Source organism: Winogradskyella forsetii (genome assembly GCF_013394595.1).
Taxonomy (GTDB): Bacteria; Bacteroidota; Bacteroidia; order Flavobacteriales; family Flavobacteriaceae; genus Winogradskyella; species Winogradskyella forsetii.
This window is the reverse complement of the sequence record NZ_CP053348.1, coordinates 3,423,885-3,448,123: the sequence shown is the minus strand read 5'-3', so window position 1 is coordinate 3,448,123 and position 24,239 is coordinate 3,423,885. Positions and strand designations below refer to the sequence as shown.

21 protein-coding genes are annotated in these 24,239 nt (G+C 34.4%); 10 read left to right on the top strand and 11 right to left on the bottom strand.

Annotated features, from left to right (window positions below; genetic code table 11):
* Positions 1–101: 101 nt before the first annotated feature.
* Positions 102–407: a rhodanese-like domain-containing protein gene (locus HM987_RS14920; RefSeq protein WP_179008837.1), complete on the top strand. Its 306-nt coding sequence runs from the start codon at positions 102–104 to the stop codon at positions 405–407.
* On the opposite strand, the gene HM987_RS14915 is transcribed toward HM987_RS14920, so the two are convergent.
* Positions 402–1,016: a DUF4230 domain-containing protein gene (locus HM987_RS14915; RefSeq protein WP_179008836.1), complete on the bottom strand. Its 615-nt coding sequence runs from the start codon at positions 1,014–1,016 to the stop codon at positions 402–404. The genes HM987_RS14920 and HM987_RS14915 overlap by 6 nt on opposite strands.
* A 199-nt stretch (positions 1,017–1,215) precedes the next feature.
* On the opposite strand from HM987_RS14915, the gene HM987_RS14910 reads away from it, so the two are divergent.
* From HM987_RS14910 to HM987_RS14895, 4 genes are all read left to right on the top strand, one after another.
* Positions 1,216–1,932, top strand: coding sequence for a hypothetical protein (locus HM987_RS14910; protein ID WP_178990002.1), 717 nt, complete (start codon positions 1,216–1,218; stop codon positions 1,930–1,932).
* Between the two features lie 473 nt (positions 1,933–2,405).
* Entirely contained in the window at positions 2,406–3,128 is a 723-nt protein-coding gene (locus tag HM987_RS14905) for a hypothetical protein (protein WP_179008835.1), read from the top strand.
* 363 nt (positions 3,129–3,491) lie between these two features.
* A complete protein-coding gene (locus tag HM987_RS14900) occupies positions 3,492–4,250 on the top strand; it encodes a hypothetical protein (RefSeq protein WP_179008834.1) in 759 nt (252 codons plus the stop codon).
* Positions 4,251–4,550: 300 nt separating this feature from the next.
* On the top strand, positions 4,551–5,567 hold the full coding sequence (locus HM987_RS14895) for a hypothetical protein (protein WP_179008833.1): 1,017 nt from the start codon (positions 4,551–4,553) through the stop codon (positions 5,565–5,567).
* Between the two features lie 67 nt (positions 5,568–5,634).
* Here HM987_RS14895 and gldC read toward each other — a convergent pair whose 3' ends face one another.
* Together gldC and gldB are read right to left on the bottom strand one after the other, a co-directional pair.
* The gene (gene gldC / locus HM987_RS14890) at positions 5,635–5,973 is read right to left on the bottom strand and encodes a gliding motility protein GldC (RefSeq protein ID WP_179008832.1); all 339 of its coding nucleotides are present in this window, start codon (positions 5,971–5,973) and stop codon (positions 5,635–5,637) included.
* Positions 5,973–6,935: a gliding motility lipoprotein GldB gene (gene gldB / locus HM987_RS14885; protein WP_179008831.1), complete on the bottom strand. Its 963-nt coding sequence runs from the start codon at positions 6,933–6,935 to the stop codon at positions 5,973–5,975. Before gldB ends, gldC begins: the two co-directional genes overlap by 1 nt.
* Before the next feature lie 98 nt (positions 6,936–7,033).
* Here gldB and nadE point away from each other — a divergent pair, with 98 nt between their 5' ends.
* Together nadE and HM987_RS14875 are read left to right on the top strand one after the other, a co-directional pair.
* Complete coding sequence (gene nadE / locus HM987_RS14880) at positions 7,034–7,822, top strand: NAD(+) synthase (protein WP_179008830.1); 789 nt, start codon at positions 7,034–7,036, stop codon at positions 7,820–7,822.
* Positions 7,823–7,947: 125 nt separating this feature from the next.
* Entirely contained in the window at positions 7,948–8,577 is a 630-nt protein-coding gene (locus HM987_RS14875) for a response regulator (RefSeq protein ID WP_179008829.1), read from the top strand.
* A 5-nt stretch (positions 8,578–8,582) separates the two neighbouring features.
* Here HM987_RS14875 and dnaG read toward each other — a convergent pair whose 3' ends face one another.
* Together dnaG and HM987_RS14865 are read right to left on the bottom strand one after the other, a co-directional pair.
* Positions 8,583–10,547, bottom strand: coding sequence for a DNA primase (gene dnaG / locus HM987_RS14870; protein ID WP_179008828.1), 1,965 nt, complete (start codon positions 10,545–10,547; stop codon positions 8,583–8,585).
* 624 nt (positions 10,548–11,171) lie between these two features.
* Complete coding sequence (locus HM987_RS14865; RefSeq protein ID WP_179008827.1) at positions 11,172–12,635, bottom strand: hypothetical protein; 1,464 nt, start codon at positions 12,633–12,635, stop codon at positions 11,172–11,174.
* Positions 12,636–13,031: 396 nt separating this feature from the next.
* Between HM987_RS14865 and HM987_RS14860 the strand changes: the two genes are divergently transcribed.
* Both HM987_RS14860 and HM987_RS14855 read left to right on the top strand, forming a co-directional pair.
* A complete protein-coding gene (locus tag HM987_RS14860; protein ID WP_179008826.1) occupies positions 13,032–13,694 on the top strand; it encodes a hypothetical protein in 663 nt (220 codons plus the stop codon).
* Between the two features lie 76 nt (positions 13,695–13,770).
* Positions 13,771–14,097 (top strand): DMT family transporter, encoded by a 327-nt coding sequence (locus tag HM987_RS14855; protein ID WP_179008825.1) that lies wholly within the window; start codon positions 13,771–13,773, stop codon positions 14,095–14,097.
* 62 nt (positions 14,098–14,159) lie between these two features.
* On the opposite strand, the gene HM987_RS14850 is transcribed toward HM987_RS14855, so the two are convergent.
* From HM987_RS14850 to HM987_RS14830, 5 genes are all read right to left on the bottom strand, one after another.
* Positions 14,160–14,351 (bottom strand): cold-shock protein, encoded by a 192-nt coding sequence (locus HM987_RS14850; protein ID WP_020895249.1) that lies wholly within the window; start codon positions 14,349–14,351, stop codon positions 14,160–14,162.
* Between the two features lie 135 nt (positions 14,352–14,486).
* The gene (locus HM987_RS14845; protein WP_179008824.1) at positions 14,487–16,163 is read right to left on the bottom strand and encodes a SulP family inorganic anion transporter; all 1,677 of its coding nucleotides are present in this window, start codon (positions 16,161–16,163) and stop codon (positions 14,487–14,489) included.
* Between the two features lie 123 nt (positions 16,164–16,286).
* Positions 16,287–16,844 (bottom strand): DUF4136 domain-containing protein, encoded by a 558-nt coding sequence (locus HM987_RS14840; protein WP_178992027.1) that lies wholly within the window; start codon positions 16,842–16,844, stop codon positions 16,287–16,289.
* A gap of 24 nt (positions 16,845–16,868) precedes the next feature.
* Positions 16,869–18,920, bottom strand: coding sequence for a urocanate hydratase (locus tag HM987_RS14835; protein ID WP_179008823.1), 2,052 nt, complete (start codon positions 18,918–18,920; stop codon positions 16,869–16,871).
* Positions 18,920–19,105: a DUF5522 domain-containing protein gene (locus HM987_RS14830; protein ID WP_179008822.1), complete on the bottom strand. Its 186-nt coding sequence runs from the start codon at positions 19,103–19,105 to the stop codon at positions 18,920–18,922. The genes HM987_RS14835 and HM987_RS14830 overlap by 1 nt, the downstream gene beginning before the upstream one ends.
* A gap of 213 nt (positions 19,106–19,318) precedes the next feature.
* Here HM987_RS14830 and HM987_RS14825 point away from each other — a divergent pair, with 213 nt between their 5' ends.
* Complete coding sequence (locus HM987_RS14825; protein ID WP_179008821.1) at positions 19,319–19,648, top strand: hypothetical protein; 330 nt, start codon at positions 19,319–19,321, stop codon at positions 19,646–19,648.
* Here the strand turns inward: HM987_RS14825 and HM987_RS14820 are convergent.
* Positions 19,638–24,107, bottom strand: coding sequence for a CUB domain-containing protein (locus tag HM987_RS14820; protein ID WP_179008820.1), 4,470 nt, complete (start codon positions 24,105–24,107; stop codon positions 19,638–19,640). The genes HM987_RS14825 and HM987_RS14820 overlap by 11 nt on opposite strands.
* Positions 24,108–24,239 lie beyond the last annotated feature (132 nt).

The following is a 24,239-nucleotide window of genomic DNA, read 5'->3' as shown; positions in this document are numbered from 1 at the left end:
TTCCTACTTCGACTGCGCTCAGCTTAAGCAAGGAAAGGGAACTGTTAAGTTAAAATTTTTGATTGGGCTCGATAATTTGTAAATTTAAACAAAAACAAACTATGGGATTTTTTGATTTTATTTTAGGTGCAAAAAAACAGCAAGTTGAAGCGTATTTGAAAAAAGGCGCCATAATTTTAGATGTAAGAACCCAACGTGAGTGGGATACTGGACATATTGAAAATGCCATTCACATACCTCTTGACGAATTAAAAAATAGAGTTGATGAAGTGAAACAGCTTGACAAACCAATTATCGCTTGTTGTGCAAGTGGTGTGCGTTCAGCAAAGGCTGCAAAGTTTTTGAATCTAAATAATATAGCAGCCACCAATGGTGGTGGTTGGGTGAATTTAAAAAAGCGGTTATAGCTTTAAACCGTCTAGTTCTTCGGTAGAATTAATTGAGATTTCCTTGTACTGCAGTGTCCAACCCAAGGAATTGGTTAAAATCAGGAACTTAGACAACTCGCTAATCAGTCGGTTTTGTGCGTTGGATTTTAAATCGGAGGCTTCAATTTTTTTCATCAGCGATTTTTTTACGGTATCCTTAATATTATTATAATCTTTGGCGTCAAACTGATTTAGGAAATCGGCTTGTACGTCATAATATTCAAAATCCGGATTTATTTTTATTTCCTCTTTTGGAATACTATTAATTTGAAGTGTCTTTGTGGCTTCGTCAATATTGTATTCAATTTTACTTAAATCGTAGGCTACAGTAACATCTGCATTCACAACAACTAGAGCTTTTTTTTCGGCAGAAATTAGGTCTCCGAAAATGGCTTTAGAGTTCTTATAGCTAAATACTTCAGAAAAATGCCCTTCGGTAACGACTAATTTACCAACGTTTTTTATTTGTTCTTGGATTAAAGCACTGTGTGCTTCAATAATTATTTTATCTTCTTTTTTGTCTTCGCAGTATTTGAAAGTGAATAAAACTACTAAGGTAATTATAACACCAAACAATATTTTTCGCATAGGCTAATTTAATTATTTTAAGTTGAAATAAACTAGGATAAGCTGAAGACTTATTAATTTTTGGTCACTGTACTATTTATGAATATTAACGCCATCTAAGCACCTAAATGAATTAAGACTTGTGCTAATTGAGTTATGGTGTAGACATAATTCCGATTATCTTTGTAAGCATAATTATATCATATTCCCCGACAACATCATGATTAGAAATCTTTGCTTTTTTGTATTTACACTATTAGCTGTATATAGTTATGGACAAGACATAAGTTTTGAAAAAAATGACAATAGAGCAGCTCGAGTTCTAGACCATAGCCTAAATAAAAGTAGGGATAGTTTAATCTTTAAAAGTGAAAAAGTAATCAGCCAAGTCGATATTTTTAACAAGTACTATATGAGTAGCGTAGAAGTTAATGGCAATGAATCTAAGATTGAGGTTGCTAATTTACCTGCTGGTAGGTATGTTGTGCAAGCTAGGGTAGACCGAAAACGGATTGTTATGTATTTGGAAAAAAAGACATCTTTGGTCAAAAACCTCGAAACTGCAGATGTTAAAGTACGCAGTAATGAAAATCCTGATATTAATTTTGAGAACCAGAGTATAGAACCTAGAGAAAAATTAAAAGAACTAAGTATTAGCTATTGGGTTGTTTATGAGAAAAATATGGGATCGGGATCGTTTAAAACAATGAGTTTTAAAACCAAGCAGGAGGTAGCTAAAATGATTTCTAAGAACAAATTGGAATTGAGTACAGAGATTGCAAAGGACAATACATTGGTTGTTTACGAAGTTTATAATACTAAAAGGTTTATGCGTAAACAACTTAGAAAACCAACATACTTTAAATCATCTAAATCAAGATTTTTTAATGTTAATCCCTATTATAAATCAGAAAATTTAAATGTAGGAACCCATTAGATCATACTTTTAAATTTTCTGATTTATAATAGGAATGGCTCTATTGAATCAAAGGTTTTATACTTAAATCTGCTCGGTCTACGCGCTCAAAATTGACTTAAATTGTTCAAAAAAATTTCAAATTTTCACTTCAAAACGAAACGTTTAAACCACTTGATTTGTAAATTTATATAGTATCAGTAGAACATTATTACTGTTAATTTCGTCAAAATACGCAAATAAACTATGACATGCACAAATAAAGATATGCGATAACACTAATTCTTAATATCTTTGTATTCAGGTAGTTTAAGCGTTTTCTTATAGCTGAAAATTTTTATTGTTTCATTCTGGTTTTGGTTTATTTTCGTTCCATGGCTGAGTATATGGTTCTAAAAAAAAATAGGCTATAACAGGGTGAAAAAATTGGATTTTCGCACAAAATCAAAACGTTTAAACTATTTTATATTATACTCAATGTATTCTAATGCACCATGATTAAAAATTTTTGCTTACTACTATTTATTCTATTTTCCAGCTTTAGTTTTGGACAGGTAGTAGTATTTCAAAAAAATGAAAATAGTGACGCTCGTGAATTGGAGCATAGTCTCAATAAAAATGCAGATAGTTTAATTTTAAAGAGTGAAAAAATAATCCGACAAGTCGATATTTTTAATGATGACTATATGCAAACCGTTATGGTCAACGGTAATGAATCTAAAATTGACGTTGGCAATTTACCAATAGGAGAATTTATTGTACAAGCGAGACTGGGGAGAAAACGGATTATCATGTATCTCGTGAATAATGAACCTATAGAGCCAAAGGTTGAGGAACCTAAAATTGTCACTACAACAAGTGAAGTAGAACATTCGGATCATATTTCAATATTAGGAACCAAAAAATTAACAAAAAAAAGAGACACGGTTCGGTCATTGTATTGGGTGGTATATGAAAAAAACACAACTTCTGGCACCTATAAATCTATGAGTATGGAAAATGAGGAAGAAGTCTCTCGAATGATTTCCTTGAATAAATTGGAACTAAGTACAGAAATTGCAAAGAATAATACATTGCTGGTTTATGAAGTCTATAACACCTCAAAGTTTATGCGCAAGCAGCTGCGAAATAGTACCTATTTTAAATCTTCTGAATCAAATGTGTTTAATGTTGTACCTTATTACACCTCAAAAAGTAATAATGAGGTTTCTCAATAACTGATAGCTTATACTATTTGTATTAAGCTCACAAATAACTTTAGTACTTGTAGAGAATTAAATTCTATTCGTCTTATAATTTAATTTTTGTCGCTCTCAATTGGTCGTAAAGGAATGACGAACAAACTATTGTAAATTGACTACTTTATATGGCTATTTCACATATTTACACCATTCAATTAAATCCTATTTTTTTGCTTTATATCGTAAAAGGGCGTGTATTGTCTAAAAAAAATGCAACATGTCTTATAAATAATTGCGTATAGATATATGATCATAACTTAGTGTTAGAATAAGCAAATATTGATGTTTTCTAACACCACAATATTTGAAAACCGCCCTCAAATTTTAAAAGTAAATGTTATGATAAAGAACATCTGCACACTACTCGTCCTACTTTCCATTTTAAGTACTTATGGTCAAAATTTTACATTGTTAAAAAACTTTAATCCGAAAGCAAAAGAACTAAAGCATAATTTGAATGCTTCTAATGATAGCTTACTATTAAGTAGTAAAACTAAAATTTTGCGGGTTGACATTTTTAACGAAGATTTTGAAAAAATAGTCCAAGTCGATGGATTGGATGCACAAATTCCATTAAATGACATACCAGAAGGCAAATTCGTTGTTGAAGCTAAATTAGATGATAAGATTTTTATCTTTGGTTTAATGCGATACGACTATGATATAGAGAACAAATCTTACAATAATAATGACATAGCTGAAGGTAAGGGCATGATGTTAGACGAAAGTCTAAATGTGATAAGCAAAACACCAAATAAGAGTATTGCCTTAATGTTAACAGGAGCAAAGTCAAAAAAACAGACACCTAAAAAGCAAAAATTTTATTGGGCGGTAACGAAGATAAATAATGAAAGCGGTTCTAGTAAAACCATGCAATTAGTGGATAAAAAAACGGCTGATAGAATGATACTGAAACATAGGCTAGAGCTCAATAGTCCTTCGGGTAAACTAAACGAATTGATGGTTTGGGAAGTTTATGATACAACAAAATTTATGGAACATCAGGTTTCAAATCCTGATTTTTTCTATTCATTGACGTCAGATTTATTTAATACGCAACCCTACTTTTCTACCCATAATAAAGTAGCCAATCTTTAGGGTTCACTAATGATATATCCATTTTTAAATAGTTCTATTTCCAGATTAGATTTATGTGGAAAATTTGTTAAGCTCATTTTAAAAAATTAAAAGGTCTTTAAAAAAAGTTCAAATTTTCCGTTTATAAGGTGTTTTAAGTGTTTTAACGACCGTTAATGCACATTAACTAAAAAACAAGTAGCGCGTCTGAAATAGAAAACAGGATACAAAAAAGCGAATAACTTTGTCGATAGCATATAGCCAGCCCCAACAGTTGGTTTAATGCTCAAATTGTTTCCCAAAACAAAAAACCTACTTATTATGAGACTACTGTATACCTTCGTATTCGTGCTTTTGGCATCTATAGTTTATGGTCAAAAATCCACCCTTTATCAAAATGTAAATGTTAGAGCCAAAGAGCTAAAGCATAATCTCAACAACACTGGAGATCACCTTATTTTTAAATGTGAACGTACCATTTATGAAGTCGTAATTTTTAATGACGATTTTGAGCGTGTCATAAAAGTTAAGGATAATGATGTTGTTATACCTATTGCAGATGTTCCGGTGGGTAGATATATTGTTGAAGCGCTTCTTAGTGATAAATTAATTGTGATTACTTTATTGAGAAATGAACCCTTTGATGTTCTTGAATCAGCTCCTTCAATAACGGATAGTTCAGATCTTTTTGGCAGAAAAACAACTCCAAAAAAAGAAGTCATTGCTGATGTTGAACTACAAAAAATTGAAGAGCCAATTATTAAGGAAGACATAAAAGTAGCTTTAGAAACAAAGAAATCAGCTTTACCTAACAATAATAATAAGGAGACTTATGGAGAAGAAAGCCATATGAAAAAAATAGATTTTGCGGTAGCTGGTAAAAAAGCAGCATCATCTCCAAAAACACCTAATGTTGCAGAAAAAAAGGCAATAGAAGAGAAAAAGAAACCTATGACCAGTAGCTTATCGTTATTTAAATCGACATCGAAAGGTGTTGAGAAAGATGCAGAATTAACGATGCCAAATATAGACTTGGCAAAATCCAATAGAATCGTTAGTACCTATTGGGTAGTTTATAGGATTAACAATGGTCAGGGTTCTGAGAAAATACAGAAAATGAGTGACCAAGAAGCGGTTGATCGTTTGATTAAAAAGAATGAAATTGACAAGAGAACAAAGACAGGTCGATTAAATGAACTTACTGTTTGGACTGTTTATGATCCAACTAAGTTTGTGCAACACAAAAGAAAGAATAAAGAGGATTATATGAATGTTGCTTCAGAAAGTTTTAAGATTGAGCCGTATTATAAATCAGAAAACGAAGCAGGTAATCTGTAAGGGTGTTATAATGTACTCCCTAAAAATTAAAAAATCCCAGATTAAATTTTAGTCTGGGATTTTTTATTTACTGTTTTTTCAACTCTAATTTTTCAGCAAAATAATCACAAAAATCTTTCATGGTAGCGGTCATTTTTTCGTCTTGGGTCGCTCTTAGAAATGTATCACTCATAGTGACTAAAGTTTGATGAAAAAAGAGTTTCATTTCATCAACTGGCATATCTTTGGTCCACAAATCTATTTTCAATGTTTCCTGCGCATTGCCATCCCAAACCGATAACATTATGGCTTTCGCTTCTTCGTTGTTTATGCCACCATCTTGTGCGGACCAATTTAGTTTTTCCGGTACGCGATTTTCATCGAGTTCAACGTTTAATACTATTTTCGATTTAATAATTTTAGACATTACTTTTTGGGTTTAAATTTAGCTTTGTTAAATATAATTTGTGGCTCTGTTTGCATTATGGTTATGATATCTTCACCTGTTGTGTCGGCGTAGGCTTTTACAATTTGCCAACCTATATATTGCCCTAAGCGCCCTGGTGAATCATTGTCCAATTCTAAATAAAACTTAGAAAAAGGAGCGTCTGCAATAAAGCGGTTTGGTAATTTAGGATCTGTATCGTACAGCAATTCCTTTTCAATAAAATAGCTCCATATTTGACTTTCATTGGCTTCTGCCCATTTGATCTGAGCTTCGGTATAACCAATTTTTTCAGCATCTGTTTTAAACGGAATCATAACATCTTTAAAGTAAAGTAACTTCCCGAAGTAGATCATTTCATCCAATAAGGTTTTTCTATCGGTTTGAAAGCTGTATTTTTTGGCATAATTATCAGTCACATCAACTACAATTTGGCTCTTACGCATATTTGCCGCAATAAACACGGGTATGTTCTGATAAAATTTGTGGTCAGCTCCTAAATAGTTATCTAGAGCAATAAGCACTAAGGAATCATTGACTATGGTTTTGTCTCGGTATGCGACGTCATTTGTCAATGTAATTACGCGTGGGACGGTAAATGTTTTATCGTAATATTTTAAATGTTGAAATAAGCCTTCCAATTCTTGTTTTGTGTTTTTAAAATCTGGAAACGTATTTTGGACTTCCGTTAATAATTCATGTTGTAAAGTGTCTTTCATTCTATGAATCACAATGGAATCTGGGACACGTTTAGAAAAGAAGAACGGATACGCTTCTTTTAATGTCGATAAATCTTCGGGTTTAGCTTCAAAAAAAGCCTTGTCAAAACGTTCAACAGTGAAATCGGCTTCAATGGTCGCTATCTCTTTTTCAACCTTAGACTCCTCATTACATGACAGAAATAGCAATCCGACAGCTAATAAAATATAAAATTTAATCTGCATTTGGTAAAACATTTTTAATCCTAACACTATTGCGTTATTTTTGTTGTGCAAAGGTACACTTCTTTATAAATGAGTTCTAAAATAAAAAATTAAAAATTATGCAAACGGAAAAGGTAGTAAATCATATTGTAGATTGGTTAAAGGATTATGCCACAAAAGCTGGAGTCAATGGTTTTGTTATTGGTATTTCTGGCGGAATTGATTCTGCTGTAACGTCAACACTATGTGCAAAAACGGGCTTAGATCTTTTATGTATTGAAATGCCCATCCATCAAGCGCCAAGTCATGTCACTAGAGCGCAAGAGCACATTGCACAATTAAAAAAGCGTTTTCCTAATGTGAAAGACACGGTTGTTGATTTGACGCCTGTGTTCGAGGAATTTAAAACCGAAGTCAGTTTAGAAGGCCAACAAACTACAGTTGATATGGCTTTGGCAAATACTAGAGCCCGTTTGCGAATGACTACCTTATATTATCATGCGGGTCTGTTAGGCCTTTTAGTCGCTGGAACTGGTAACAAAGTAGAAGACTTTGGTGTTGGTTTTTATACGAAATATGGCGATGGAGGAGTAGATTTAAGTCCGATTGCAGATTTATTGAAGTCTGAAGTTTATCAAATTGGGGACTATTTAAAAGTGCCAGAATCTATTATGAAAGCGGCTCCTAGTGATGGTTTATTTGGAGATGCCAGAAGTGACGAGGATCAAATTGGCGCATCATATCCAGAATTGGAATGGGCGATGCAAATGAAAGATGAAGGTAAAACGGTTGCAGATTTTGAAGGAAGACAACGTAAAGCCTTTGAAATTTTTATGCGTTACAACACCTCAAACAAACATAAGATGATTGCGATACCGATTTGCGAAATTCCCAACAATTTAAAATAATCTTTGCATTTTTGGCAAATAATGTTACTAAATTATTTAATTTTTAATTATTTTTGTTTAACAAATCTCCACTATTGTATTTAATTGCATAAATTACCCTAACCAAAAACCAAAATACAATCGTCATGATAAATATATTGATTGTTGATAGTCATCCAATCGTAAGAACTGGATTAGAATTATTTTTAAATAGTAAACCAGACTTTAAAGTTATTGGCAGTTTAGGCAGTGGAATTGAGATATTTGAATTCGTTAGACGTCATAAAGTTGATGTTATAATATCAGAAATCGATTTACCAGAACTTAATGGTATCACTGCGCTAAGAGCTATTAAAAAAGAAAATAAATCTGTAAATGTGTTGATGTTTAGCCATCAGCCAGAAGAGATTTATGCCATTAGTACGCTTAAAGCTGGAGCTTCAGGTTATTTAAACAAATCAGCTAGCATTGAAGAACTAGAAGCTGCTGTGCGTAAAATCAGCACAGGAGAAACGTCACTTAGTGAAAAAATGGACAAACATTTACGCTATGAAGATACACGAAAGAGTAGGAGCAGAATGTTCAAAAAGCTTTCAACTAGAGAGGTTGAAGTTTTAAAATTACTTTCCATTGGTCGCAAGAACAAAGAAATTGCTCAAGAGTTAGATATTAACGAAAAAACAGTGAGCACCTATAAAGCGCGATTGTTTAAGAAACTCAATGTCACTAATATTGTGGATTTAATTCATCAAGCTAAACATCATAACTTAGCTTAAATCATTTAGCCAACAACTTTACCTAATTTACGGGACAATAACATTTTAAGACCAACATAGTCTTTCACATCTTCGATGATGGAACGTGTGTCGGCATTTTCATTTAAAGTTTCATTTTTGTATTCTGCTACTTTTTTATCGATAAGATGGCAACGTAAACTCAATATCGTTTGACTTACCAGTTGTGAAATAGAATCTTTTTTTTCTTTTGGGATAATTTGATTGCGTTGCCAATCATGTAAGTTATAGCGTTCATCTTCCATTAAAATACTGGTTACTGTACTTGCAGCATCTTGATCGAGTTGATTCACGAAGTTTTTAGTCGAAAAATTTTCATCTTGATTCAATTTGTCAATAATAGAGTAGTAGAGTACTTTGAACTGCGGATTGGTAAACTGCATTTCGTCTTCCTGAAGGTCTAGGTATATTTTTTCAAAGACACGTGTTTCGTGTTTTGTGGGTTCTAAAACCAATTCGCCAGTAGATTCTTCTTCCGTTAATATTAAGTCTTCAAATTGTTCCGTTCTATCACCATAGAGCATTAAGATTTCTATGATTTTGCGTTCCAATTCAAATTGAATATCAACCTTTTGCTTGGTTTGAGGTTCATTTTTTACAACCTGAAACGCTTTTTGATCTTGTTTGTAGTTTTTATTGGCGTCTTGAGATTCTTTCTTGTTGATCTGTGCTAAAGTGCTGAACAATACGTTTTCACTAATATCCATGATTCGTGCACACTCTTGGATATAAATTTCACGCTTTATTTGGTCAGGGATTTTGGCGATACTATTGACGATTTCGCGAATAGTCTCTGCTTTTTTTATAGGATCATTATCCGCTTCTTTAACTAATAGAGACGCTTTAAATTGAATAAAATCCTTAGCATTATCATTGAGGTATTCGGTAAGTTCTTCTAAAGTATTCGATTTTGAGAAACTATCAGGATCCTCGCCATCAGGAAACGTACAAATCTTCACGTTAACACCTTGTTCCAAAATTAAATCAATACCTCTAATGGAAGCTCTTATTCCCGCGGCATCGCCATCAAAGAGAACGGTGATATTATTGGTTAGCCTATTGATTAACCGAATTTGATCTGAAGATAAAGCAGTTCCGGATGAGGATACCACATTTTTAATGCCAGTTTGATGAAACTGAATGACATCTGTATAACCTTCCACCAAATAACAATTGTCTTCTTTAGCAATGCTTTGCTTCGCATGGAACAAGCCATAAAGCACTTTACTTTTATGGTAGATTTCGCTTTCCGGTGAGTTGAGGTATTTAGCCGCTTTTTTATCGTTGACCAGAATACGACCACCAAAACCTAGTATGCGCCCACTCATGCTATGAATAGGAAACATTACCCTACCTTTAAATCTATCGAAGCGTTTGTCGCCTTTAACAATAGTTAAACCGGTCTGTTCCAGAAATTCGAGTTTATAGCCTTTACCTAAGGCATCATCTGTAAACGCTTGCCATTCATCTAACGAATAGCCTAACTGAAACTTTTTAATGGTTTCTTCAGTAAACCCTCGTTCTTTAAAATAACTTAGTCCAATGGCTTTGCCTTGATTGGTACTATGGAGTACTTTCTGAAAATAAGTGTTTGCATATTCGCTAACCAAATACAAACTCTCTTTGGTATCCGCTTGTGCTTTTTCCTCGTCGGTTCGTTCGGTTTCTTCTATTTCAATATTATATTTTTTAGCGAGGTATTTTATGGCTTCAGGATAGGTAAAATGCTCGTGCTCCATTAAAAAGGTGACTGCATTTCCGCCTTTGCCACTAGAAAAATCCTTCCATATTTGTTTCACTGGTGAAACCATAAAACTAGGAGAGCGCTCTTCGCTAAAAGGACTTAAGCCTTTAAAGTTACTTCCTGATTTTTTCAGTTGTACAAAATCACCAATGACCTCTTCTACGCGAGCGGTTTCAAAAACTTGTGCTATGGAATTTTGTGAGATCATAACATTCCCCATGAAAACGGGGATCTTTTATTTTAAGATATTTGTGATTTTTAGAAGTTTCCCACTTTACTGAAACAAGTTCAGCATACAATCGTGGGAACTTTGGGTAAATTTAAGATAAAGAAATTGTTTTAAAAATTAATCGTTGGAAGTTATTTGATATTCTCGTTTTAAACTGCGAACTTCCTTAGAAGAAGGGAGTAACATAAGGCACATATAAGAACAGTTAGGTCAAAATGGATCAGAAACTAACATAATAAATTTGTAGCATCTAAAGTTTTAAAGCAGTTAAGTAGCCTTTTGGATACTACTATAAAAAAATTATCTTTACTAGATAACAGTAATTCTAACCTTAATATATTCTGAGATATTTACGGGATATAGGTAATGAAGGTTGTTATATAACTTGTTGGCATTCATTGCAGAACATACTTACAACGGGAAAATTGAGATTTAAAGATATCAGATTTTGAAAAATTAAACTCTGAATAAATTGCGCTAATTTCACATTCTAATATTAAACAAAAATTTCATCTCACTTTTTAGCTTGTTTTCGGAATTATTGAATCAATCGGGCTTTAATAACTATAAATAGTTAAAGAATTAAAATTATTATAACGACTACTAAAACTGCACTCTTAAAAAGCCATTCTCTTTTTTACGCGAGCCAGGCATTGTTAAAATTTCATTTTTAATAACATGAGAATTTACAGGTAAATATCTTAAATCTTCTTTTTTATCAGTTAGTTGTTGGTGCTCAAATATACCTTCATCATTAAAACTAACTAAATAGACATTAAATTTTTGAGCTGAGCCTGGTCGCATGCCACTATTACTTTTCTTATCTGTTTTCACATCTTCTATATTAAACTCACTATTAAAGACATAGTGCAACTTATTATCAATAATAAATGGCTTGAATGATGCATATTGCGAATAATAAAATTTTTGACTTTTATTAACCAATCTACTCCAGTTTAAAGTACCGTCTTTATCTACTTTACAAGCAATAACATCATCATTAATAGCATTTAAATTGTTAAAACCTTGTGTATCTCTACCAGCAACACCAACTCTGTTTACCTCTCCTATAATATATAATGATCCATTATCATCATCTATCACATCAAATAGACTCAATAAAACCCCACGCTTTACTTGTTTTTTGTTCAAGTCATCATAAAAATTATCAGAAAACGGAAGATACTCTTCGCTCAATATTTCTAAATCATCAGAAAGTTTAGAGTAATAAATGGCGCCGTTTTCATTTTTCTCGTCAATAAAAAAACCTACACAATACAATCCATTTTTTGTTTTTTCTAAGCTTAAATCACGATGTCCCTCTTTGTCAAAAACAATATTTTTAGACGTATAAGATTCATCGTTTATTGCTTCCAATTTATATGTATTGGATTCTGGCGTATTATTTAAAACGTACAACGTCTCATTGGTTTCTCCAATATCACTACTATAGTGTCTGAATTTTTCATCTCTATCTTCTATAGAATATTCTTTTTCCTTTTTGAAGATTTGATTATAATTTTTATCAAACAAATACGAAACTCTTTCTTTGACCGATTCATTTCTAATCTCATAAGAAATAGCCACATAATCATCCCTAAAATTGACAATACCAAAGGATGCATTGTCTCCATTTACTTTAAAAAACCTGCGTATTACATTTGAATCATCTTTCTCATTGATAACAACTAACGTTTTGCCGGTTTTGCTAAAATCTTCAATATCAATTATGTTTAAGTGAAATTTAATTTGCAAATCGCTTTTTGTGTTTTCTTCAAGCAGAAAATATAGTTTACCATCATTAAATGTAACGTGACGTAAAACATCTTCATCTCGGTCTTCAAATTCTGTAGATTTTATCTTTTCTAAGTTCTCATCCAAAACAGTGACCGTATACATATAATCACCTTTTTCTTTGTAGTTCTGTACATTTATGATGTTGCTATTATTTTTAAAAGAATACCATACAGCTTCTGCCTCATTGTCCAGCGACGCTTTAGAGACTTGCTGAGCGAACAAAAAATTAGGGATAAAACAGATTAGAATTAGTAGAGTTATTATTTTCATAATTATTAAAATAATTAGGTTTATATTATCAAAATCATTTTTTAATATGAGTAAAGTACAAAAAACAATAAGAAGTCTGAATTAAACCAAAGAATAGTGCCGTTTTTTTTGGACCGATGAATTTCACTTAATCGGAACTGACAAAAGTTTGCGGAATAAAACGCTGACTGAATTTACTCATACTTATAAAAAGAATTTAGGACTGACCAAAAATTAAAAGAAAAAACAACGAAATGGTAACACCGTGTATAATTAATTGCTTTAGCAATTTCTAATCTGGAAAATTACTGCAGAATTTTCTCTGGCAAGTTTTTGTTTACTAAATTAGTTGCTTAACCACGCAACTAACCATTTACAATCAAGTTGGCAAACATTTAGGAAAAACCACAATCTGATTTGAAAACCATAGAATTACTTGAAATTAAAGACATAAACGATAAGCTAAAAGAGTTTGATAATTATGGTGGTCGAATTGACTTTAAAATTTTCAAGCTTGACAAAAAAACCAGCGAATATGATTCTCACTTGCTTACTGCAAGAAATTCCATATTGGAACTTCAAAAAAACAGTCATTATTTCAAAATAGATTTTGATGAGAATAAAATGAACGAAAGTGGAAATAAAATATCAGTTGAAGAATTTTTAGGACCTTTGTTCGATTTCAAACTAAAGAAACCTATATTAAGAGGATTTACTAATCTAAACAACCTATTCTATTTTGACAGTAAAGAAATAAATGAAAATATAGTTAACATTCGTGATTTCGAACATTACAAGAATAATACATCTGAATTGTACACAATAGGTTTTGCACAAGCTTTTTTAGACCCAGTTCACGGATTTAGAGTATCAAATAATATATTTGAAACAGGAAAATATTTTATTGACTTCTGCGAATTTTTATTTTCAGACTTGAATAAAATCGAGATTCTAAAATGGAATACTGATTGTTCGAATTACTTTGATGATGGAAAAGAATGGTGGGGAACTCATTTTTGGACAGTTTACAATCCTATAAAAAACTATTACATTGGAATATTAGCTTCTGATACAGATTAAAAATAGAAACGATTTGCCAACATCCGAATATAACAAATGAAATTTTGGACTTTGATATTATTGATTAATAAATAAAATGAACTGGATCTTACTAATCATTGCAGGTTTATTTGAAGTCGCTTTTGCAGCCTGTCTCGGAAAAGCGAAAGAGTCAACAGGAAATGAAACCACCTATTGGTACATTGGTTTTTTAATTTGTCTAGCTATAAGCATGTATCTACTTGTAAAAGTATCACAAGAATTACCCATTGGAACGGCTTATGCAGTTTGGACTGGGATTGGAGCTGTAGGTACTGTTCTCGTAGGAATATTTGTATTTAAGGAACCCGCTACCTTTTGGCGATTATTTTTTATATCGACTTTAATTATTTCAATTGTGGGACTTAAATTCGTAGCAAATTGAACACAAAAAAAACCTATCTAAAAAGATAGGTTTTATACTTAAAAAGATTGTAAGGTATATAATTATATAACTTTTACATTTACTGCATTTAAACCTTTTTTTCCTTCTGCTAAATCGAATTCTACATTATCACCTTCTCTAATCTCATCGACTAAACCAGAAATATGTACAAAATGCTCTTTGTTATTTCCTTCTTCTGTTATGAATCCAAAACCTTTAGAGTCATTAAAAAATTTTACTGTACCAGTACTCATATTAAAATATATTAAATTAAGTGGCAAAGATAGTTTAAATAGTTGGTAATCAAATATTTTTGGCAAGTTATTTCAAAATAATTAATTTGTCCTAATTAGTTAGACCTTAGTGTTTAAAACGTGCCAAATTTGGAATTACATGTTGTATTCGGACAAAGGCTTAGTGAACTTCTCAGGATCAGCCGCTAAATGGTAACGAGGATCATCAATGTCATCAATAATGACCTCTTTAAATTTTGGACTGGCTTTGTACATTAAAGCTTTACAATCTTCACTTAAATGTTTCAACTTAATGGATTTTCCTTCCGCTTCATATTTATTAACCAGGTTAAAGATAGCTTCCATGGCGGAATGATCACTAACACGTGACTCTACAAAGTCAATTTCAACCTTTTCTGGATCATTTTTAACATCAAATTTTGAATTGAAATTCTGAATGGACCCAAAAAATAAAGGGCCCCAAATTTCATAGGTTTTTGTACCATCTGGCTGAATACGTTTTCGAGCTCTAATCATAGTCGCATTTTTCCAAGCAAAAACTAATGCCGAAATGATAACACCTGCTATTACTGCTACGGCTAAATCTTGCCAAACCGTAATTGCAGAAACGGCTATTAACACAATGGCATCTGATAATGGTATTTTTCTTATAATTCTAAAACTACTCCAAGCAAATGTGCCAATAACCACCATAAACATTACGCCCACTAATGCTGCAATAGGAATTTGTTCAATTAAAGGCGCACCGAACAAAACAAAGCAGAGTAGAGCAATAGCTGCCACAGCTCCAGATAATCTGCCGCGTCCACCAGAATCTACATTGATTATGGATTGCCCGATCATGGCGCAGCCACCCATACCGCCAAAAAGGCCGTTTAACATGTTCGCACCACCTTGTGCTATACATTCCCGATTGCCGTTTCCTCGTGTTTCGGTCATTTCATCAATGAGGTTTAAGGTCATGAGCGATTCAATTAAACCAACGGCTGCTAAAATAAAAGCCGTAGAGAGGATTAAACCCCAATGTCCGGAAAGTGTGCTGAATAAGCTAAATATTTGATCTTGAAATGTTGGAAGCCCACCTTCTAATCCATCTCCGCCACCTTCAGCTATAAATGAACCTACAGTACTGACTTCAATGTGTCCAAAAATTGTAATACAGGCCACTACAACAATTGCGATTAAGGCTGCAGGAATCTTCTTAGTCAGTTTAGGCAAACCATACATGATTCCCATGGTCAACCCAATGAAGCCCATCATTTTCCAGAATGTTGCATTAGAGAATAGAGCAGAAAACCATTCTGAAGTTTGGTCTAAAAATGAAATATCTTTAGGAACGGCATTGGGGAACAGGCCCAATTGCGATAGAAAAATAACAATGGCCAATCCGTTCACAAAACCCATCATCACGGGATGGGGAATTAAGCGGACAAACTTACCAAGTTTAAAAACTCCTGCTAGAATTTGGATACCACCAACAAATAGTAAGGTTATAAAAAGCCATTGTAAACCAAGGTTTTCAATAGGGTTTTCAAGATTTAGGCCAATTTCATTTCCTTTTTGGATAAGATGCACCATAACAACAGCCATTGCTCCGGTAGCGCCAGATATCATTCCTGGTCGTCCTCCAAAAAGTGCCGTTACAATTCCCATCATAAAGGCGCCATAGAGTCCAACTAACGGATCAACACCTGCAACAAATGCAAATGCTACGGCTTCTGGGACTAAGGCTAAGGCAACCGTTAATCCTGAAAGAATATCGTTTTTGGGGTTTTGCGTAAAGTTTTTTCGGGTTTGTTGGCCTAGTATCATAATAAGTGCTCTTAAAAGTCGGCAAAGATAAAGTATTTAGATTTAAACACTATGCGAATGATACAAACAAAAAAAAGCATCGACTAATCGATGCTTTTAAGTTTATATAAGTTCAATTAAGTATTATTGCGCCGGTGGAAATTGTTCCATTGTTTTAGATACAAATTCCTTGATACGGGCTTCTTTCTTGTCAACATTTCTAGTTACCAAATAACCAGTACCAGAACCTTGCCAGACTAATTCTTTTTTATTGGCGTCTATAAAATCAATAAATAGCATGCCTTCTGTGGTGGTGGAAACATTGTTTCCTCCCCAGCCCATACCAGGACCCCAGCCCCAACCCCATCGGTTGAAACCTCCCCAGCCCCAAGCACCAGCTCCCCAAGAGTTGTTGTAGATATCAACACGTTGGTTCGATTTTGTAAAAATGCTCACTAGCATGTCTGGATTTTCAGATTTTGTCATACCCTTTGCCATGAGCTCTGCTTCAATGGCCCTAAGGATTCTGCGCTTGTCTATGTCATTTATTTCTGCTTTGTCAATGCCAGGTTTAAAGAATGCAAAGGTTTTATAAGTATCAAAATTGGCTTCTCTATCATAATCGGCAGCAACTTTAACTGAGCTGCATGATGAGAGCACGACCAATAAAAGTAGTGCAGGTAAAATTTTAAGTGGTTTCATTAATTGTTCCATATCGCTTTTTTTTTATTTTAAATGTTCAAATAAATCGTCGTCAACAAAATTGGGTAACGTTACTTTTAAATTAGGTTCAGATTCCATAGCGCGTTTTATGGCAAAAACTGCGCCTTCATTTCTTGCCCAACTGCGTCTTGAAATTCCGTTGTTAACGTCCCAAAACAGCATTTGTTTTAAACGTTTTGATGCCTCTTTAGTACCATCAAGAACCATACCAAAACCACCGTTAATTACCTCTCCCCAGCCAACACCTCCACCATTGTGGATACTGACCCAAGTGGCGCCTCTAAAACTATCTCCAATAACATTGTGGATCGCCATATCTGCCGTAAAACGTGAACCATCATAAATATTACTCGTTTCTCGGTATGGCGAATCGGTTCCTGAAACATCGTGATGATCCCTTCCTAAAATTACCATTCCTATTTCCTTATTTGCAATGGCTTGGTTAAAAGCTTCTGCTATTTTCATTCGGCCTTCCGCATCAGCGTAAAGGATTCTCGCTTGTGAACCTACGACGAGTTTGTTTTCTTGTGCGCCTTTAATCCACTGAATGTTGTCTGCCATTTGTTGCTGGATTTCTTCTGGCGAATTTTTTTTGATGTCCTCTAAAACTTGGCAGGCAATTTCATCAGTTCTTGTTAGATCTTCAGATTTTCCCGAAGCGCAAACCCAACGGAAAGGCCCAAAACCATAATCAAAACACATTGGGCCCATAATGTCCTGGACATAACTGGGATATGCCCATCTTTCTGTCATTTCCCCTAGGGAAGAGAGGGTGGATTTGTTAACAAAATTTCCTGATGAATCTTTGTAAATGGCAGCTCCTGCACGAGAGGCTTCTAATAAAAAGGCGTTCCCATAATCAAAGAAATAAGTGCCTTTTGCAGTATGTTTATTAATAGCCTCCGCATGACGACGTAAAGTTTCTTGAACTTTTTCCTTGAATAGTTCGTGTTGATTCGCCATCATTTCATTAGCCTCTTCAAAAGATATATCAGCTGGATAGTAACCACCTGCCCATGGATTATGAAGCGATGTTTGATCACTGCCTAAGTCGATATGGATATTGGCTTGGTCAAATTTTTCCCATACATCAACTATGTTTCCTAAATAAGCGATGGAAATAGTTTCTTTTTCCGCTTTAGCTTTATTGACTCTTGAAACTAATTCGTCTAAATCGGTAATTTTTTCATCTATCCAACCTTGATCTAATCTTACCTGTGTGATTTTTGGATTGACTTCTGCACACACCGTAATGCAACCTGCAATATTTCCAGCTTTGGGTTGCGCGCCAGACATGCCGCCTAAACCAGAAGTTACAAATAAGTTCCCTTTGGGTTCTTTTTTTATTTTTCTAAAACCATTGAGTACGGTTATTGTTGTGCCATGCACAATACCTTGTGGGCCAATGTACATATAGCTTCCGGCTGTCATTTGTCCGTATTGCGTCACACCAAGTGCATTGAATTTTTCCCAATCATCTGGTTTGGAATAGTTAGGAATCATCATCCCGTTTGTGACAACAACTCTTGGTGCTTCTTTGTGCGAAGGAAACAATCCCATGGGATGACCAGAATACATCACTAAGGTTTGCTCGTCGTTCATTTCCGCCAGATATTTCATGGTTAAGCGGTATTGTGCCCAATTTGAGAACACGGCACCATTCCCACCATAAGTAATCAATTCGTGCGGATGTTGTGCTACGGCATGATCCAAATTATTCTGAATCATCAGCATAATGGCTGCGGCTTGTTTAGATTTTGCAGGATATGCTGAAATTGGCCGTGCATACATTTTATAATCGGGTCTTAAGCGATACATGTAAATACGACCATAAGTATCCAATTCGTTTTTAAATTCTGGCAATAAGGTTCTGTGATGTTTTTTATCAAAATAACGTAAGGCATTTTTTAAGGCTAGTTTTTCATCCTCATGAGATAGAATAGCTTTACGTTTTGGTGCATGATTTATAGAAATATCAAAAGGTTTAGGCTCAGGTAAACTATTTGGAATACCCTTTAATATTTGATCTTTGAATGATAAAGTTGTCGTCTGCATTACTTTTTTTTTAATTTATTGTCGCCTGTACTGAGTGAAGCTGAAGGGTTGAAACCATACGGACAATGTCTGCAACCGCTTTCGCAACAAAATCCTCGTTTTAGATGGTATTGCTCTGTAAAACAGCGGTAGCCTTCGGGCGTGAGATAGTAATCTCCATCTTCTATGGGGACGTATTTTTTCATAATCCTGTCCCTGGCCCTTTCCGAAGGAAAGAGAACTCATTAATAAATATTTTATATAAAATTCTCATGTTTGTGAGTTTATAAAAAATCAATTCGCTATATCAACAAAGATAATGTAAATTCGAGAAAGAATTCCTTGACATTGTCAAGGTTTCCATTCTGTTGCTTTTCTCATGAAAATGAGAATGGTTTGATTTTTGAAACGAACTAGGTATGATCTTAATTTCAAAATATATAGTGCCAAAAGGGTATTTGGGTCTAACCATTTTTCCTTTTATGTTTTTAAAGTTTAAGGGGTTGAAGGAGAACAAGGTGTTGATAAATCATGAAAAAATCCATTTAAGACAGCAACTTGAATTGCTCATAGTGCCGTTCTTTATCATTTATATAACTGAATTTTTTATCCGATTGATTCAATATGGAAATTGGTATTTGGCGTACCGAAATATTTCCTTTGAACGTGAAGCTTATAAAAACGAAAAAGACTTTGACTATTTAAAATCAAGGCCTTTGTTTGTGTTTGTAAATTATTTTAGAAAATAAGCTTAGCTATTTTTTGCTGCCCATCAACTAACTTTATTTTTAAAAATAAGGTCACTTTTTCTGGACTAATAGCTTCAATTGTGTAACGTGTCATATTAATTGAAGAATTTTTAAAAAGATTCCTACCTAATAGATCATAAACTTCAATGGATTGAATGGTTTCAAAATCGGATTTAACCACAATTTTATCATTTTCCTTAAAGACTTTTATGCCATTTAAACTTTCAAAATCTTTTACTCCAAGGGTGCTTGCTGTATATCTTAGGATAAATCGATCTTCAATAATTCCTGTGTCACTTGTAAAGGTATAAGGCGCGTTATTAAGATTGTGTATCATTCCTGTTACGAGATCTTCAATATAAATTTGTTGGTCGGTGTCTTGGAACAATCCGTCTAACGTATTAATAGCAATGGTCTGTATGCCAGCTTCAGTAATATTAAGTCCTAAAGGAACCGTATCAGAATCTACAAAAGGTGTTTGTCTGCCTTGAATAATATAGGCATCATCATTTATCATGGAATAAAGGTTTAAACCATCGCCTCTCGTGGTTTTGGCATCAAACATTCTATCTTTCAGATTTGTTGCACCATCAATATATCCGACCAGCGTAGTGTTGGTGCCTCCAGAAGGATTAATGTAGTCAAGCCAAATTCTATGTTTGGTATGTGAATCTTCATCAGATGTTGCTGTATTTCTAAAGAATTGATCATTTCTATAATCGAAATTTCGCATGGTGTTTTCAAAAGTTACCACTTGGTTAGGTAACCCTGTATCCATCATTAAAACGAAAAAGCCTTGTCCTGCACCAATAAAACCTTTATAAGTTTCTGGAATTGAATTTCCTGTGGCATTAACTGCCAAGTAATCCGCTCCGCTGTAAGAATAAGTAAATTCATCATAAAAAGATTGCCCATTTCCAGCACCAATATCCGTACCGTGGGTCCAGATGTAGGCGGTGCCATCTACATTGGTATTAGCCGATAAAAAGTCTATGCAATGTAAGGCGGAAGGGTATGGATTTCCTATTAAATTCCAGTTGTCATCGTCACTAGTTACAGTAAGTGTTGCAGATCCATTTGGAATATACGTATAGGGAGTACCTGTATACGTTCCTCTTTCAATTGCTTGTGTAATAACTCCGTTATTTGGTGTGCCTGAGAAAGTTGCGGTAAATGGTGCCAGTGTTGATCCGAAACCAGTTGGTCCTTTTACAATATAGCCTTTGCCTACATCCATGGGTCCTGTGTTAGCACTTTGCCAATCACCATAATCGTTAGGGACAAAATCTGGAGCAGGTCCAGGAAAACGAGAGCCTACTGTTGGTAGCCATCTATATTTATATCCATTGGGAGTTCCCGGTGATATAGCTTCAATATTAAAAGTAATTACAGGTGACGACCAATAGACGTAATCGTTTTCTATGATGTTTGCTGTTCTTTGCATGGTAAATGCGCCATCAACCGTGTTAGCTACATTGTCTACTTGTATTAAACTCGCACTATCTTCCATGTTATAATTACCTCCAGTACTAACTAAAATGTTGTTCACTACAGTAAGCGTGGAATTCGATTCTTGATTTAGAATGCCGCCAGCATTAATAGTTAAATTTAGACTGGTTCCATTATCACCTGAGTAAAGTATTGGGTTATTTGAAGTATTAGGTATAAGCACACAATCTGTAGCAGATGGTATAGTACCACCAGACCAATTGCCAGCATTCATCCAATCAACAGGATCAGTATTAGGTGCTGTTGTATCTCCACCAATCCAAGTTTTAAGGTCTATAATGACATCTGCAGTAGCCGTACAGCTATTTGAAGTGTCAGTAGCCGTATAGGTTGTAGTGCTATTAGGGGCTGCAAATACTGTTTCTGCAAATCCACCAGAATATACTGTTGTCAATGATGCATCGGTAAATAAATCTGTAATTGGTGACCACGTGATTTGTCCACCAGATGGAGGTTCATCTCCAGTAACCAATACATTGTCTATTGCCCAATTAAAAAAGCCATATGGCATTCCGGTCATTCGAAATCGAATTTGTAACGTTGTTCCTGATAAAGTGGATAAATCAATGTTTGGGATGTTTGGTCCTACATCTCCAGTAGGTGTCATTGAACTTTGTGCAATCCATGGGCCACTATCTAAAGATGTTTCAATAAAAATTGAATAAGGATAATTCGTAAAATCAAAATCTTCTAAAAATTGATAATAACTTAATTCCAAGTTTGTAATTCCATTTATGTTTATTACTGGGCTTGTTAAACTCCATGTTCCGTTACTATTTCGATTTCCTCTTAACCAAGCCAAAATAAATTCATTTGCATCACCACCAGCATTTGATGAATTGCTAACATACCATTCTGTATTATTAGGACCATTGTCGATAGTCCAACCCGAAGGCGTACCAAAAGCATCAAAATTCTCAGAAAAAACAACGTTGTCACTCACAGAAAGTTCTGTGTATATTGGGTTACATGAAGGTCCATTTGGGATGTCCCTAATGGTTAGATTGCATGGCGACGTGCTGCATGTAATGTCTGCTGCCCAACCGGCTCGATTTTGACTATTATTACTATTAAACACAAAAGTTAATGCACCAGAAACATCTGTAGAAGTAAAAGGTCCAAGGGTTATATTTCCAAAATATACACCTAAAGAAGGATATGTAGCATCTGGGCCATCAAAAACCTCAAGGTTATCTGGAGATAATCTAGTATTAAACGATGTAAATGTAGCTGTAACAACATCACCAGGATTATCTGGAAAAAAGGTTGTAGTGACATCAGTTTGATTATTAGAATAATTTCCACCCTGTCCACCATCATCATAAAAAGTTGTGCCACAAATATCTAGCGGATTGCTGCAGGTTATATCAACTTCCCAACCAGATAATGTATTACTAAAATCACTAATAAAGACAAAAGTTAATGCGCCAGATGCATGAGTTGACGTAAATGGTCCAGGAATGGTATTGCCAGTAAAAGGAGAGCCTACTAATTGGGTTGAAAATTGATTAGGGCCATCAAAGACATATAAAAAATCATAAGTGTTTTCTATGTTGAAAGCATTGAATGTAGCGGTGACCAAATCTCCTGGGCTATCTGGATAGAAGGTAGAGACATGGAATTGATCATTTAAATAATCTCCAACAGAACCTCCAGTGTCATAAAAGGAAATACCACAATCTGAAGTCGGAATACCACAGGTAACATCTGCTGTCCAGCCAGGATAGACTAATGAACTGTCACTAACAAACAAAAAGGTTAGAGCTCCAGTTGGGTGTGTGGAGGTAAATGAACTTAAAGCTAATTCCGTCCCTGCAAATCGCCCGATTAGAGAAGATGCTAAGGTGTTTGGTCCATCATAGACAGCCATATAATCAAAAAATCCAAAAAAAGGATCAAATGGTTCTATGTCAAATGCCGTAAAGGTTACTGTAATTACTTCTCCTGCAGTATCTGGATAAAACGTGGTAATATTGTATTCATCATTTGAGTAATCTGATCCGATACCTCCACTATCTGTAAAAGTGGTTCCACAAACTAAAGTCGGTGGAGGTTCTGTACAAGTAACGTCTGCATCCCACCCTGAAGCAACACCAGATGCGTTGCTATTAAATACAAAGGTTAATGCGCCAGAGGGATCTGTTGACGTGAATGGACCAGGTATTGTAGTGCCAGAATATGTGCCTATCAACGTGGTTGCAGAATCTCCATCATAAACTGCCAGAGTGTCACCAGCATCTACTAAATCAAAAGAATTAAACGTCACAGTTACTATGCCACCTGCAACATCAGGGAAAATCGTAGTGATGTCGTTTACTTCATTATTAGCGTAATCAGTAGTTTGTCCTGCTTTATCATAAAAGCCCGATCCGCAAACAGGAATACCGCTACAACTTGTAGAGCCCGTTCCAAAAGTTTGTTGGATAGAAATGTTCCCAGGGACATCATCATAATTAGTAATGAGAACAATATATATTTCTCCAGCCATGGCATTGGTTATGCTCAAATTTTCTATTGGAGCGGGATCATAACTACAATCTACTATATCGTCACTCGCATAGGGATAAAAAGTGGGATCAATAGTATTGTCTGGACATGCTATTGGAGTACATGGAGCTAAATTAATAGCTGCGTCAGCCGCAGCAATTGACGCGAAAGGTCCCCAAGCAATGAAATCTACATCTATTGGTGTACCACCTAGATCCGTTTGTGATATAGTAAAAACCAAATCACCTGGACGATCTGTTTCCAAAAAATAATATGCAGCGTTCGGTATAGTACCCAAACAACCAACAGTTGTAGAATTGGGTGACCCAGTTATATTATTAAATACTAATTCTCCACCACCAGAACAAAATGCTTCTGAGTTAGCAACAGAGTCTCCTTGAGCGTTTAACTTAATGCCCAATAAAACTGTTAAAATGACTAGTAAAAGTAATTTTTTCATCATATGAATTTAATAAGGGGGTAAATGTGAATATAATTTACAATATATCAGTCAGTTATAAAGATTTGATTGTCAGATTTTCGACTAAACATGCCATTTGGACGCTCAAATCACTTTTTTATCAGTGAAATGAGC